Raw genomic sequence first — 14,772 nt, forward strand, 5'->3', positions numbered from 1 at the left:
GAAGCGACGACTTTCGTCGTCTGAGACTGATGACCAACCCGTTTTAAACATCGTGCTCGCATTTTTGCCGGGTGGCGGCTAACGCCTTACCCGGCCTACAAAACCCCTAATATCCGCAGGCTATGCGTTTTCCGTAGACCCGCGCAAGCCACGCGCCGCCGGGCGATTCCGGAAAAGCGCATGTTGTCAGCCATCGGCGACGACTTTCGCCGTCTGAGACTGATGACCAACCCGCTTTAAACATCGTGCTCGCATTTTTGCCGGGTGGCGGCTAGCGCCTTACCCGGCCTACAAAACCCCTAATATCCGCAGGCTATGCGTTTTCCGTAGACCCACGCAAGCCACGCGCCGCCGGGCGATTCCGGAAAAGCGCATGTTGTCAGCCATCGGCGACGACTTTCGTCGTCTGAGACTGATGACCAACCCGTTTTAGACACCGTGCTCGCATTTTTGCCGGGTGGCGGCTAGCGCATTACCCGGCCTACAAAACCCCTAATATCCGCAGGCTATGCGTTTTCCGTAGGCCCACGCAAGCCACGCGCCGCCGGGCTGTTCCGGAAAAGCGCATGTTGTCAGCCATCGGTGACGACTTTCGCCGTCTGAGACTGATGACCAACCCGTTTTAAACATCGTGCTCGCATTTTTGCCGGGTGGCGGCTAGCGCCTTACCCGGCCTACAAAACCCCTAATATCCGCAGGCTATGCGTTTTCCGTAGGCCCGCGCAAGCCACGCGCCGCCGGGCGATTCCGGAAAAGCGCATGTTGTCAGCCATCGGCGACGACTTTCGTCGTAAGGACAAAAAAGGTAATGCGCCCTATGCATAGAACACACTTACGCATCGAGGCCGCTAATCCGCACCAGATGCACGGTGAGCCACAGCAGCTCGTTGCCGCCGAGGGTGATATCGAGCTGGGCCTTAACGTAATCGCGGATCCGCAGCGCGCAGCGGTAAGCGTCCGGATACTCCTTAATCACCTGCACCAGCAGAAAACTGTCCCGCGCGCCGTCCAGCTCCCCCTCCTGTAAACGCTGGAGGAAAAACTGCATATGGATCAGAAAGCGCGAGTAGTTAATCGACCCGGTGTCTATCTGCTGCTTAAAGTGGTACTGCACGAGATTAAAAATATCCTTCAGCATCTTCACCGACTGCATGGTCTGCGCCACGTCGTCGCCCTCGCTCTGGCCGTTAACCAGATGAAACGCGATATTCCCCGCCTCCTCTTCCGGCAGTTCAATCCCGTACTGCTGGCGAATAATCGTCACCGCTTCGCTGGCGACGCGGAACTGCTGCGGATAGAAACGCCTCACTTCCGGCAGCAGACGGTTTTGAATGGCGATCCCTTTGCGGCTGCGCTCAATGGCGAAGGTCAGGTGGTCGGCGAGGGTCAAGAAAATCTGCTCGCGAACCTTGCTGGCAAGCTGCATATTGGCGCGGGAAATAATCATCGCCGCCATTTCGATGACCTCGTCCGGGATGGCGGAGAGCGCCTCGAGATAGCCGCTGCGCGCGCCGAGCGCCTGGGTCACGAATAGCTTCTCAATCTTCTCCGCGGCAATCTCATCCCCGGGTCGGCTGTTGAAGCCAATGCCTTTCCCCATGACGATAACCTCCCTGCTATCGTCATCCATAGAGAGCACCAGGCTATTATTGAGCACCTTCTGAACAATCATCTCTGCGACTCATCGTGGTTGCCGTTTTGCGCGATGACATCCTTATACCACCAGAAGCTGCGTTTGCGGATCCTTTGCAGGCTCTTCAGGTCATCCTCTCCGCGATCGACATAAATAAAACCGTAGCGCTTGGCGTATCCCTGATGGGTGCTGACCACGTCAATCGCCGCCCACGGGCAGTAGCCCATCAGCTCGACGCCGTCGGCAATCGCCAGCCGCATTTGCTCAATATGCGCCTGTAAGAAGGCGATGCGGTAATCGTCATTCACCGTCCCGTCATGCTCGAGCTTATCCGGCGCGCCCATGCCGTTTTCGCTAATCAGAATTGGCAGGCCGTAGCGCTCGCACACTTTGCGCAGCGTCAGGCGCAGCCCCACCGAGTCGACGACCCAGCCGTAGGGGGTTTTGCCAACCCACGGGTTTTCCGCCGGGCGATAAACCCCCTCTTCGCCCAGCATAATTTGCTGGTCACCCGCGCGGGGCGCAACGTCTGCGCCATCGCCCCGACTGGCGGCAATGGTAGCGGTGGAGTAGTAGTTAATGGCGATAAAGTCCGGCCGCCCCTGCTGCAAAATCAGCGCATCTTCTGGCTGCAGTTCCGGCGCGAGGCCGCGGTCCTGCATGTAGGCCCACGCCAGGGCGTTGTAGCGTCCATGCACCGCCACATCCAGAAAGCTCCAGCAGCGCAGCGTCTCCCAGTTATGCGCGGCGATGGCATCCTCCGGTTTACAGCTTTCGGCGTACATCGACGTGGTGTTTATCGCCGGGCCGATGCGCAGCCCGGGGAACTCGCGGTGGCACAGGGCGAAGATCTGCGCCTGGGCCAGCATCATATGATGATTCTGCTGGTACAGCGCCTTCTTATCCGGCAGTTCACGATCGGCGGGCACGCCAATCGCCCCGGGATGGAGGATCATGGTGTTCTGTTCGTTAATGGTCAGCCAGAGCGGGACTTTGGCAGCAAACTCGCTGAACAGCAGCCGGGCATAGCGCACGAACGCCTCCCCGGTTTTGCGGTTCAGCCAGCCGCCTTTGAGCTCCAGCGCCCACGGCAGGTCGAAGTGGTAGAGCGTCACGATGGGAGTGATCCCGTGGCGGGTCAGGGCGTCGATCAGGCGGTGATAAAAGGCCAGCCCGCCCGGATTCACCGGGCCGTCGCCGTCAGGTATCACCCGCGACCAGGCCAGCGAAAAGCGGTAGGCCTTCAGCCCCATTTGCGCCATCAGCGCGACGTCCTCTTCCACGCGATGATAATGGTCGCTGGCGATGCGGAAGTCCGCCGTTCCCGGCGGATGGCTGAGCATGTCGACTACCGACGGTCCTTTACCGTCTTCATTCCACGCGCCCTCAACCTGATAGGCCGAGGTGGACGCGCCCCACAGAAAACCGTCCGGGAACCGGGCCTGCTGTTGATAGATCATGCCTGCGCCTCCTTAGCGGATTGCACCATCAGCGGTTCGCCGTAATCCACCTGCGCGGCGGCGGTGAGGCGCAGAGCGTGCTGTTCATCGCCGTTGACCACAATCACCGGCGTAATCAGGTCATACCCGGCCTGTTCGATGGCGGGAATATCAAAGCGGATCAGCGCCTGTCCCGACTCTACTCTATCGCCGACCTTCAGCGTCGAGCTAAAGTGCTGGCCGTTAAGATTAACGGTATCAATACCGATATGGATCAGCAGCTCAAGACCGCTGTCGCTTCGCAGGCCAACGGCGTGGCAGGAAGGCAGAAACATCATCACCGTGCCGCTAAACGGCGCGCGCAGGACTCCTTCCTCAGGACGAATCGCCAGCCCCTCGCCCAGCAGACCGCCGGAGAAAACGTCATCGTTCACTTCACTGAGCGCCACCACCTGACCGCGCAGCGGGCTTAATACTTCAGTTTCCCCCTCGCTTTTGGCGCTGACCGCAGGCTGCGGCGCCTCGCCCACCTCTTCTTGTTCCTCAGGAACATCTTTGAAGGCGATAAACCAGGTCAGGGTAAAGGTCACCACGATGGAAATCGCGCAGGTCACCAGCGCATGGACGATGTTCATCGGGTTTTCGCCGATAAACGCCGGCAGCGCCGCAAGACCTGGCGAGACAAAGGCGTAGCGCACCAGCCCGCTCACCCCGGCATAGACCCCGGCGCAGCCGCCGCCGATCATCGCGGCAATCAGCACCCGGCGGAACTTGAGCAGCACCCCGTACAGCGCCGGTTCGGTGATCCCCAGCAGCGCGGTAAAGCCCGATGAAGAGGCCAGCTGGCGCAGGTTGCTATTTTTGGTTTTCAGCGCCACGCACAGCGTCGCCGCGCCCATCGCCACGTTTGAGGCCAGCATCCCCGGGCCGTTAATCATCTCGTAACCGCTTTTACTCAGCTGACCGGTGGCGATCGGCGTCATCGCCCACGCGGTACCGGTAATAATCAGGAAGGGCTGCAGGGTGCCCATCAGCATCGGGATCAACCAGCTGGCGTGGCGGTCGATAGCGCCCGCCCCGGCGGCGACCAGGTCGTTAAGCAAAATGCCCGCCGGGCCGACCACCACCAGCGCCAGCGGCGCGGTAATCAGCAGAATCAGCATCGGCTTAACGAAGAATTTGATAATCGATGGCGACACTTTTTCGGCAAAACGCTCCACCCACGACATCAGCCACACGGTCAGAATGATCGGCAGCACCGAACCGGCATAATCGGAAAGCAGGACGTTGATACCGACAAAATCGACCGCTTTACCGGTCGCCAGCATCTGGCCGATGCCCGGATGCAGCAGCACGCCGGCGAGGGTCATCGCCAGAATCGGGTTGCATTCAAACTTCAGCGACGCGCCGTAGGCCAGCAGCACCGGCAGGAAGAAGAAGGCGGCATCGGCAATAATATTCAGCAGCTGATACGTCGAGCTGGTTTCGCTAATCACCCCCGTGAGCTTGAGAATGGCCAACAGCGCTTTAATCATCCCCGCGCCGGTAATCGCCGGGATCACCGGGGTGAAGGTGGTCGAAATGACGCTGATAACCCGCGCGACGATGCCGGTCGGCCTGGCGTTTTTGTCGCCGCTGGTCGGGCTTTTCTTCTCCGGCAGGGCCTTATGGAGCAGGCGATAAACCTGCTGCACCTCATTGCCGATAACAATCTGGAACTGGCCGCCCTTCTCCACCACGCTGATCACGCCGGGGATGGTGCCAATCTGCGCATCGTTAACCCTGGCGCGGTCGTTGAACTCCATGCGTAGCCGGGTCGCGCAATGGGTGAGCATGCGGATATTCTCCGCACCGCCCACCGCGTGGAGGATTTTGTCTGCTGTTTGGTTATAGTTCATAGTGTTCCCTGGTGTTGGGGCAAAAAAAAAGACCAAAACAGAGACGCTCCCCTTGGCGGGAGAGCATTTCTATTTTGGTCTTGCCTGCTTTCGCAGTAGCACGCCATCATAAAAATGGGTTATTTCGGCGGATTATCTAAGCGTCCCTGCTCAATGACAACGGCGACCGGGCAAAAGTGTGAGCTGGATTAAGTAAATTCTTAAGTGAAGATCACCCAAGGGCCTGCTGACGCAGCCAGCTCTGTAAGAGCTTGCCGTTGGGGGTCATCTCGCTATCCTGACGCACGCAGAGGTAGTAATCCCGGCCATCATCTATTGCCGCAGCGAAGATTTTCACCAGCTCGCCGCTCTTCAGATAGGGAGCGATCAGCGGCTCGCGCATCAGCGCACAGCCCAGCCCGGCCTGTACCCCCGCCAGGGTCAGCAGGCCATCTTCAAACAGCGGCCCCGTCGAGCGCGGCGGGCGTTTAACCCCCTGCTGCACAAACCACTGGTTCCATGTCGTGCGCTCCTCGTCGTGCAGCAGCGGCATCTGCAACAGCTGCTCCGGGGTATCAATATGCCCGTGGAGGCGCAAAAAGGCCTGGCTGCATACCGGCACCATTTTGCCGGAAATCAGCTTTTCGCTTTGATAGCCCACCCAGTGACCGTTGCCAAAGCGGATCGACATATCGGAAGCATCGCTAAGGTAGTTGCGGTGGTTGGCGTAAACCACGTTGATTTCGGTATGCGGATTGGCGTGCATGAACGACGGCAGACGGGGAATAAACCAGCCCATACCAAACAGCGGGATCAGGCTGATCGTCACCTGCTGGGTTTGCACCTGATCGACCAGATGTTCGGTGGCCTGGCGCAGCACGTTAAACGCCGCGCGGATCGAGCGATAATACTCCCGCCCCTGCTGGCTGAGGGTCAGCCGCCGCCCCTGACGTTCGGTAAGCGGGATCTGCAAATAGCCTTCCAGCACCTTCAGCTGGTGGCTGACCGCCGAGGGTGATATCGCCAGCTCCTGCGCCGCCAGGGTCACGCTGCCGAGGCGTGCGATCGCCTCGAAGGCGCGCACCGCCCGCAGCGGCGGATCGTTGGCTAACGTACTCTCCGACCAGCTAACCGGCCCCTCTGACTGTTCTGTTTTTTTCATATGTTGATTTTCTTAGCGTATTTCACGACTCGATGCTTTATTTAATTATATTAAAAATCATAAAGATAGTTAAAAACGCATTTATCATAAGAAAGAATATATGCGTATTTTACAATTTAATTCATTTGTTGGATGGTAGCTATTATTTGAGCATCTTGTCGGAAGAACCAGTTGGACACACTCATACAACAAATAATCAACGGGGTCATGCTCGGCAGCATCTACGCCCTGATCGCGCTCGGCTACACCATGGTGTATGGCATTCTGCGCATTATTAACTTTGCCCACGGCGATATTCTGATGGTCGGCGCGTTAACCACCCTCTCCGGGATGAACGCGCTGAATGCCCATTTCCCCAATCTGCCGCCGCTGGCGCAGCTGGGGCTGGCGCTGCTGCTGGCCATGGCGGTGTGCGCCCTGCTGGCGATGGCGATCGAGCGCTTTGCCTACCGCCGCCTGCGCAACGCCCCGCGCCTGGCGCCGCTGATCTCCGGGATCGGCGTCTCGGTACTGCTGCAAACCGTGGCGATGATCGTCTGGTCGCGTAATCCGCTGATGTTCCCGCAGATCCTGCCCATGGATCCGATCGCCGTGACCCACGGCAGCGCAGTGCATCCTCCGGCTCTCGTTACCGTCACCGGTATCGTCACCGTCGCGCTGGCCCTCGCGGTGATGCTCGGCCTGTGGCTGCTGGTGGAGTACACCCGCTTAGGTCGCGGTATGCGCGCGGTAGCGGAAAATCCACGCATCGCCACGCTGATGGGGGTTAACCCCAACGCGATTATCATCCTGACTTTCGCCATCGGCGGCGTATTCGCCGCGCTGGCTGGCGTGATGATGGCCAGCAACTACGGCAGCGCCGGCTTCTCTATGGGCTTTCTGCCCGGCATTAAGGCTTTTACCGCCGCGGTGCTCGGCGGCATCGGTAATATTCGCGGCGCGATGGTCGGCGGCCTGCTACTGGGCCTGATCGAATCCCTGGGGGCCGGCTATCTCGGCGACCTGACCCACGGCGTCTTTGGCAGCAACTACCAGGATATCTTCGCCTTTATGGTACTGATTCTGGTGCTGGTCTTCCGCCCGGCTGGTTTGCTCGGCGAACGCGTCGCGCACCGGGCCTAGGAGAAACATGATGACAACAGCACAACTCGATACGCCCGTCGTCTCCCGCCGCTTCTGGTCCGGGATGACGCTGTTCGTCTGCGCACTGCTGGTAGCGCCGATGGTCGCCAGCCAGCTCGGCGGCAACTACTGGGTGCGGGTCATCGACTTCGCCCTGCTCTATATCATGCTGGCGCTGGGGCTGAATATCGTGGTCGGCTACACCGGTCTGCTGGATATGGGCTTTATCGCTTTTTACGCCGTCGGCGCGTATCTGGCGGCGCTTTTGGCCTCACCGCATCTGCTGGAGGTATTCCCGATTTTAAATAGCTGGTTCCCGGACGGCCTGCACACCTCATGGCTGGTGATTATTCCGCTCGCTGCGCTGGTGGCGGCGGGCTGCGGTATCGTACTGGGCGCGCCAACGCTGAAGCTGCGCGGCGACTATCTGGCGATTGTCACTCTCGGGTTCGGCGAAATTATCCGCATCCTGATGCGTAACCTCGACCGTCCGGTCAACATCACCAACGGCGCAAAAGGCATTTCCGGGGTCGATTCGCTGAATCTGTTCGGGCTGAAATTTAGCGGCGTCTATCACTGGTTTGGTTTTAAAGTCCCGGCGCTGTGGCTGTGGTACTACCTGCTGATGCTGGTGATTGTGGCGATTATTTTCGTCTGCCTGCGGCTACAGCATTCACGCATTGGTCGGGCCTGGCACGCCATCCGCGAAGACGAAGACGTCGCCCGCGCAATGGGCATCAACCTGCGTAACTACAAACTGCTGGCTTTCGCTATCGGCGCTTCATTCGGCGGCGTGGCGGGGGCGCTGTTCGGCGCATTTCAGGGCTTCGTTTCGCCGGAATCCTTCACGCTACAGGAGTCAATTGCGGTACTGGCGATGGTGGTGCTCGGCGGCATGGGCCATATCCCCGGGGTGATCCTCGGCGCGGTGCTGCTGACCGCGCTGCCGGAGCTGCTACGCAGCCAGGCGGCGCCGCTGCAGCAGGCGCTGTTTGGCGAAGTGCTGATTGACCCGGAAGTGCTGCGCCAGCTGTTCTACGGCCTGGCGCTGGTGCTGGTCATGCTGCTGCGCCCTCAGGGTATCTGGCCCGCACGTCATCAGGGAGTCAAAGCATGAGCCTGTTAAGCGTACGCCACATGTCAAAGCGCTTTGGCGGCCTGACGGCGGTCGACAACGTCTCGCTGACCATTAACGAAGGTGAAATCTACGGCCTGATCGGCCCCAACGGCGCAGGGAAAACCACCTGCTTTAACCTGATTACCGGGCTTTACCCGGCGGACAACGGCGAGTTCGCTATCGCCGGCCAGCCCTATTTCCCGAAAAATATCGAGAAGGTCACCGCCGCCGGCATCGCCCGTACCTTCCAGAACGTGCGGCTGTTTAACGACATGTCGGTGCTGGAGAACGTGATGGTCGGCCGCCACGTACGCACCCGCAACGGTCTGTGGGCCGCGCTTACCCGGCATAAACGCGCCCGCGCCGAAGAGGCGCAGACCCGCGAGCTGGCGTGGCACTGGCTGGACTATACCGGCATTGCGCAGTTCGCCCACTACCGCGCCTGCGACCTCGCGTACGGCCACCAGCGGCGACTGGAGATTGCCCGCGCGCTGGCTACCGATCCGCGCCTGCTGGCGCTGGATGAACCGGCGGCCGGGATGAACGCCGCCGAGAAGATGGCCCTTGGCGAACTGCTGCTGCGCATTCGCGATGATGGCAAGACGCTGCTGATGATTGAGCACGACGTCAAGCTGGTGATGGGGATTTGCGATCGCCTGATGGTGCTGGATTACGGCAAAACATTAACCAGCGGCACGCCGGAAACCGTACGCCGCGATCCGGCGGTGATCGCCGCCTGGCTGGGAGGAAACACCCATGTCTGATCTGTTAACCGTGACCGGCCTCAGCGTGCACTACGGCGGCATCCAGGCGGTACGCGACGTCTCATTCAGCGTGCAAGCGGGTGAGCAGGCGACTTTGATCGGCGCCAACGGCGCAGGCAAAAGCTCCACCGTCCGCGCTATTACCGGGCTGGAACCCTTTAGCGGCGAGATTCTTTTCAACGGTAAAGCGGTACGTCGACGCAAAGCGGAGTCGCTGCTGCGCGAAGGGCTGGTGATGGTACCGGAAGGCCGCGGCATCTTTACCCGCATGACGGTGCTGGAAAATCTGCAGATGGGCGCCTGGCTGCGTCGCGATAGCGCGGCGGTCCGGCAGGAGATGGCGGAAATCTTCGCCAACTTCCCGCGCCTGGCGGAACGGCAGCATCAGCTGGCCGGGCTGCTCTCCGGCGGCGAACAGCAGCTGCTGGCGCTGAACCGCGCCCTCCTCAGCCAGCCGCGCCTGCTGATCCTCGACGAGCCCTCGATGGGCCTGGCGCCGCTAATGGTCGAGAACGTTTTTCGCGTGATCGCCACGCTCCGTCAGCGCGGCGTGGCGCTGCTGCTGATTGAGCAGAACGCGCGCCTGGCGCTGGAGGCCACCGACAGCGCGTGGGTGATGGACAGCGGCAGTATTGTGGAACGTGGCGCCTCGCAGGCGCTGCTGGCCGACGACCGTATCGCACAGATTTATTTGGGCGAAGTGCCCGCTTAACACTAACCAGCATCAGGGAAAAACAATGAAAACAGTCAAAATCAGTGCCCTCAGCGCCGCTATTGTGCTCAGCGGCTTTGCCTCATCCGCCGCATGGTCTGCGGCCAGCGAAACCGTGATTATCGGCCTGGCGGGTCCGCTGACCGGCCCTTCTGCGCGTATCGGCAAGGACCTCGAAAACGGCGCGCAGCTGGCGATTGACGATATCAACAAGCAGCACCCGACCATCGGCGGCAAGGCGGTAACCTTTAAGCTGCAATCGGAAGACGACCAGTCCGACCCGCGTACCGCCGTTGCCGTCGCTCAGCGTCTGGTGGATAGCGGCGTCGCCGGCGTCGTCGGCCACTGGAACACCGGCACCAGCATTCCCGCAGCACGGGTTTACCACGATGCAGGCATCGCCCAGGTCGCGCCGGTCGCCACCGGGCACGCCTATACCAGACAGGGCTTCGACACCAGCTTCCGCGTGATGGGCCACGACGATGACGGCGGCCAGTTTGCCGGACAGTATGCGATACAAACCCTGAAAGCGAAACGCATCGCGGTTATCGATGACCGTACCGCCTTTGGTCAGGGGCTGGCGGACGAGTTTATTAAGTCGCTGGACGCACAGGGGATCAAAATCGTCGACCGCCAGTACGTCGATGATAAAACCGTCGACTTCAGCGCCGTGCTGACCGCGATCCGCAGTAAAAACGCCGATCTGATTTTCTTCGGCGGCGTCGATAGCCAGGCCGCCCCGCTGGCGCGCCGTATCAAACAGCTGGGCATGAACGCCACCCTGATGGGCGCCGGCGGTTTTGTCAGCCAGACCTTCCTGCAGCTGGCGCAGAAAGAGGGTAACGGCGTGGTGGCGCTGGAGCCGGGACTGCCGGTCGAACAGATGCCGGGCGGTAAAGCCTTTGAGCAGGCCTACCAGGCGCGCTATCACACCCATATCGAGCTGCATGCCCCGTTCGCCTATGACGCCACCCGCGTGCTGGTGGCGGCGATGGAAAAAGCTGACTCCGTCGATCCGGCCGACTATCTGCCCGCCCTGCGCGCCATTAACTACGCCGGCGTCACCGGACAAATCGCCTTTGATAAAGAGGGCAACCTGAAATCGCCAACCTTTACCGTTTACAAAGTCGTCGACGGCAAATGGCAGCCGCAAACCGTACTCGGCGGCGCAACAACGAAGTAACGCAGTGAGGCAATGTGATGAGTGATAATAATGAGCTGGGCATTCTCGCCCGCCGCAAAATTGAAGCCGAAATTATTAAGCCGATTTATGACATCCTGGTGCGCGAAATAGGTAAAGCTCGCGCCCAGGCGGTCATCGGCGAAGCCATTGAAAACGCTGCGATTGAGGCGGGAAAAGCCTTTGCCAGCAAAGAGCCGGACGGCGCGAACATCCAGAGCTTCGTCGCCCTGCAATATCTGTGGGAAAAAGATAACGCCCTCGAGGTCAAGGTGCTGGACGCCGATGACCAGCAGTATAACTACAACGTCAACCGCTGCCGCTACGCCGAGATGTACCACGAGATGGGCCTCGGCGAAATTGGCCACCTGCTCTCCTGCGCCCGCGACGACAAGTTTATCGTCGGCTACGCGCCGGAGGTAGAGCTGACCCGCACCACCACTATTATGGAGGGCGGAAAGTGCTGCGACTTCCGCTATCGCGTGAAGAAGGACAAGTCATGATAGCCATCAACGCTGAACGTCTGTGGTCAACTCTTAACGAGATGGCGAGGATAGGGGCAACGCCGGCCGGCGGTGTCACCCGCCTGACGCTGAGCGACGAGGACCGCCAGGCGCGCGACCTGCTGCGCCAGTGGGCGCAGGAAGCCGGTTTTCCCTGCGAAGTCGATAGCATGGGCAATATGTTTATCCGCCGCGCCGGAAAAAATCCGCAGCTGGCCCCGGTATTGACCGGTTCGCACGTCGATTCTCAGCCGCTCGGCGGCCGCTATGACGGGATTTACGGCGTGCTCGCCGGGCTGGAGGCGCTACGCACGCTGAATGAACGCGGCATTGAGACCGAGCGCGATATCGTGCTGGTCAACTGGACCAATGAAGAGGGGGCGCGCTTCGCCCCGGCGATGCTGGCATCCGGCGTGTGGGCCGGGCAGTTCAGCGAAGCTTTCGCGCTGACCCGCGAAGATCGCGACGGCATCAGCGTCGGCGCGGCGCTGGAGGCCATCGGCTACCGCGGCGATCGTCCGACGGCCGCATTCCCGGTTCATGCCTGTTATGAGGTCCATATCGAACAGGGGCCGATTCTGGAAGAAGAAGGGGTTGATATCGGCCTCGTCCACGCGGCAATGGGCCAGCGCTGGTTCAACGTCGCGCTGGAGGGTTTTTCCGCCCACGCCGGCACCACGCCGATGGGCAGCCGTCGCGATGCGTTGACCGCTTTCGCCGAACTGGCGCTGGCGGTGGAGCAAATCGGCATCGCTCATCATCCCGACGGACGGGCGACCATCGGCATGGTGCAGGTGATACCGGGATCGCGCAACGTGGTGCCGGGTCGCGTCGAATGCAGCGTGGAATTCCGCCATCCGCAGAGCAGCGCGCTGGAGGCGATGGAGCAGGCATTGCATCGCGCCGCGGCCGAACTGGCCGGGCGCGGCGTCCCGGCCGAAGTTGAACGGATTTTTGACTACGCCCCGATCGCTTTCGACGCGCAGTGTCTGGCGCGCAGCGAGCGGGCGGTTCAGACGCTCGGCTACAGCGCCAGACGCATGGTCTCCGGCGCCGGGCATGATACCTGCTATATCAGCAAGGTCGCGCCCGCCAGCATGATTTTCATCCCCTGCGAGAAGGGAATTAGCCATAACGAGGCGGAGAATATTCTGCCCACCTGGGCAGAAAAAGGGGCGAACGTGCTGCTGCATAGCGTACTGCTCGCCGCCGGAGAAAAGTAAGCGCCCTTCTGTCGGTCGTTCTGGCGCCGCGCGGCGCCAGAACGACCGCTCACCGCCGTAACGGTCTGCCTGCCCCCTCCCGGAAAAGAGGGAACAACATGAATAAACAAATTAAAACAATATCTTACATTATTTATCCACGCGGACAAAAAGCCATTTTCTTCTGGATTATCTGCTAAAATCAGCCAACAGATCGCATACAGCAGGCAAATATGCGGACATAACGGCATCGAATTCCGTTATATTTCAGTTCAATTCCACTCAATGATTTTCGAATCGCGTCTTTTTACTGCTGACGCCAGGGGACGTGTGAAAACGAAAAAGAGACCCTCAGCATCGTCTAATATTCTCCGCTATATCTGGGGATCCGCGCTGGCGACGATTTTTTTAACCACCATTCTCTCCTTCTGGCTGCTTTCCGGCTCATGGGAAACGTGGAAAAGCGCGTATAACAATGTTATCCAGTTCGATATTTTCTACCGGGTACTACAGGTCTCTAATGACCTGGCCGGTGAGCGCGCCTTCGTTAACGAGCTGATATTAAGTTCACCTGAAGATAAAGAGTCGCGCTGGCAGGTGCTGGTCGCTCATCGCGACATCACCGACCGTGACATGCAGAAGATCCCGAAAAACCTACTCTCTCCGGCGCTGATGAGCGAAATGATGCAGCAGCTGGATCATTCCCGGCGCGTTGCCAACGGCTTTCGTACCGAGGTGCTGAGCGACCCGAAGCTCGCCGACCAGGCGATTCACGATATGGGGGTGGCAACGGATTTCTATCATAAGGCGCTGTTCAAGCGCACCAATGAGTTTCTGCTGCTGCAGCCCAGTGCGCTGGGGCCCATTCTGCGCGCGCTGGCGTTGGGCGAGTTGCGCGATGCTGCGGGCCGACTCGGTCCGCAGGTGCTGATTCCGCTGGCCACACACACGCCGATACCGCAAGCCAACCGGGAAGGATTGATTCGCGGTATCGAACGGATTAATACCGCGTGGTGGCTGCTGCAAACGCAGGGAGATGAGGTCGCCTGGCTTCCCCACTTCCAGAGAACGCTGGAAAACACGCTCCGGGACTTTGAACACCAAGGGATTGCGCTAATCAATCGGTTAAGCGCGGAGAGCGACAGCGGTAAGCCCTACAGCGTGAGCGCCGAACAGTTTGCCGTCGCCTATCACGCCAGCCTCGGTTCGTTTGACAATCTCCTGAACACCTATATGACCGGAGTTAAGGAGCACTACACTGCCGTTGAACATCGGGCCTTAAAGAATTTCCTGTTACGGCTGGTCGTGCTTGGGCTGGTGTATGCCCTGACCATTGCGCTGATTTTCTATATTCGCTCTCGCGTTTTACGCCCCATTGTGCGCTTAAATGAGCTCGCCGCGGCGCTAATTGCCGGAAAACAGCTCCATGTCCAAATCGATGACGATACGGCAGAAGAGGTGCAGGGCCTGTTTTCATCCCTGGGTACCCTCGGGAAAAAGCTCCGTGAAGATGCCCGCATCAGCCGCCAGTACCAGCGCCAGTCGGAAGAGGATCCGCTGACCCATCTGTTTAATCGCCGGGCATTTAGCACCCGGGCTGATGCGCTATTAAGTCAGTCCAGCGAGGCGCTTCCGGCCTGGTTAGTGATGCTCGACGTTGACCGCTTTAAGTCGATAAATGATAACTGGGGACACCCAATGGGTGACGAGGTGCTGGTTGCCCTTGCCAAAACCCTGAACAGGTTGAGCCGTCCGGAAGATGTGGTAGGCCGCCTCGGCGGAGAAGAGTTCGCGGTCCTGTTTCTGGCCGCTTCGTCAGACGAAGTCGCCAGCTATACCGCACGGATTCAGCAGGAAATCCGCAAGCTGACCTTCCATACGACTGGCGATATCACCTTTAAGATCACCGCCAGTTTCGGGGTATCCAAAGGCTGGCAGTGCCCGCTGCCGGAGCTGATGTCGCGGGCCGATAGCGAGCTGTATCACGCCAAGAACAGCGGGCGTGACCGGATTTGCGGTCTCTCCTGAGTTCACCGGCGCCAGCGTACCTTGCCATTTTCA

General features: G+C 59.8%; 12 protein-coding genes. 8 read left to right on the plus strand and 4 right to left on the minus strand.

Annotated features, from left to right (window positions below):
* Nucleotides 1–832: 832 nt before the first annotated feature.
* The 4 genes from licT to AC007G_RS02590 all read right to left on the minus strand — a co-directional run bounded on the left by licT (nucleotide 833) and on the right by AC007G_RS02590 (nucleotide 6,111).
* Complete coding sequence (gene licT, locus AC007G_RS02575; RefSeq protein WP_032689086.1) at nucleotides 833–1,672, minus strand: BglG family transcription antiterminator LicT; 840 nt, start codon at nucleotides 1,670–1,672, stop codon at nucleotides 833–835.
* Nucleotides 1,669–3,093 carry a glycoside hydrolase family 1 protein gene (locus AC007G_RS02580; RefSeq protein ID WP_142630413.1) on the minus strand — a complete coding sequence of 475 codons (1,425 nt, stop codon included), beginning with the start codon at nucleotides 3,091–3,093 and terminating at the stop codon, nucleotides 1,669–1,671. Before AC007G_RS02580 ends, licT begins: the two co-directional genes overlap by 4 nt.
* Complete coding sequence (locus AC007G_RS02585; protein WP_032689090.1) at nucleotides 3,090–4,970, minus strand: beta-glucoside-specific PTS transporter subunit IIABC; 1,881 nt, start codon at nucleotides 4,968–4,970, stop codon at nucleotides 3,090–3,092. The genes AC007G_RS02580 and AC007G_RS02585 overlap by 4 nt, the downstream gene beginning before the upstream one ends.
* A gap of 211 nt (nucleotides 4,971–5,181) precedes the next feature.
* Complete coding sequence (locus AC007G_RS02590; RefSeq protein WP_032689091.1) at nucleotides 5,182–6,111, minus strand: LysR substrate-binding domain-containing protein; 930 nt, start codon at nucleotides 6,109–6,111, stop codon at nucleotides 5,182–5,184.
* Nucleotides 6,112–6,282: 171 nt separating this feature from the next.
* Here AC007G_RS02590 and AC007G_RS02595 point away from each other — a divergent pair, with 171 nt between their 5' ends.
* The 8 genes from AC007G_RS02595 to AC007G_RS02630 all read left to right on the plus strand — a co-directional run bounded on the left by AC007G_RS02595 (nucleotide 6,283) and on the right by AC007G_RS02630 (nucleotide 14,739).
* Nucleotides 6,283–7,233 carry a branched-chain amino acid ABC transporter permease gene (locus tag AC007G_RS02595; RefSeq protein WP_142630415.1) on the plus strand — a complete coding sequence of 317 codons (951 nt, stop codon included), beginning with the start codon at nucleotides 6,283–6,285 and terminating at the stop codon, nucleotides 7,231–7,233.
* 10 nt (nucleotides 7,234–7,243) lie between these two features.
* Nucleotides 7,244–8,350 carry a branched-chain amino acid ABC transporter permease gene (locus AC007G_RS02600; protein WP_032696481.1) on the plus strand — a complete coding sequence of 369 codons (1,107 nt, stop codon included), beginning with the start codon at nucleotides 7,244–7,246 and terminating at the stop codon, nucleotides 8,348–8,350.
* Nucleotides 8,347–9,114, plus strand: coding sequence for an ABC transporter ATP-binding protein (locus AC007G_RS02605; protein ID WP_142630416.1), 768 nt, complete (start codon nucleotides 8,347–8,349; stop codon nucleotides 9,112–9,114). The genes AC007G_RS02600 and AC007G_RS02605 overlap by 4 nt, the downstream gene beginning before the upstream one ends.
* Nucleotides 9,107–9,826 carry an ABC transporter ATP-binding protein gene (locus AC007G_RS02610; RefSeq protein ID WP_032700631.1) on the plus strand — a complete coding sequence of 240 codons (720 nt, stop codon included), beginning with the start codon at nucleotides 9,107–9,109 and terminating at the stop codon, nucleotides 9,824–9,826. Before AC007G_RS02605 ends, AC007G_RS02610 begins: the two co-directional genes overlap by 8 nt.
* Before the next feature lie 25 nt (nucleotides 9,827–9,851).
* Nucleotides 9,852–11,009: a branched-chain amino acid ABC transporter substrate-binding protein gene (locus AC007G_RS02615; RefSeq protein WP_142630418.1), complete on the plus strand. Its 1,158-nt coding sequence runs from the start codon at nucleotides 9,852–9,854 to the stop codon at nucleotides 11,007–11,009.
* A 17-nt stretch (nucleotides 11,010–11,026) separates the two neighbouring features.
* Nucleotides 11,027–11,509: an L-2-amino-thiazoline-4-carboxylic acid hydrolase gene (locus AC007G_RS02620; RefSeq protein ID WP_032689103.1), complete on the plus strand. Its 483-nt coding sequence runs from the start codon at nucleotides 11,027–11,029 to the stop codon at nucleotides 11,507–11,509.
* Nucleotides 11,506–12,732, plus strand: a complete 1,227-nt coding sequence (locus tag AC007G_RS02625; protein WP_032696484.1) for a Zn-dependent hydrolase — start codon at nucleotides 11,506–11,508, stop codon at nucleotides 12,730–12,732. Before AC007G_RS02620 ends, AC007G_RS02625 begins: the two co-directional genes overlap by 4 nt.
* Before the next feature lie 309 nt (nucleotides 12,733–13,041).
* Nucleotides 13,042–14,739, plus strand: coding sequence for a GGDEF domain-containing protein (locus AC007G_RS02630; RefSeq protein ID WP_479466532.1), 1,698 nt, complete (start codon nucleotides 13,042–13,044; stop codon nucleotides 14,737–14,739).
* Nucleotides 14,740–14,772 lie beyond the last annotated feature (33 nt).

The sequence above is a fragment of the Klebsiella sp. CSG-1 genome (assembly GCF_056521145.1).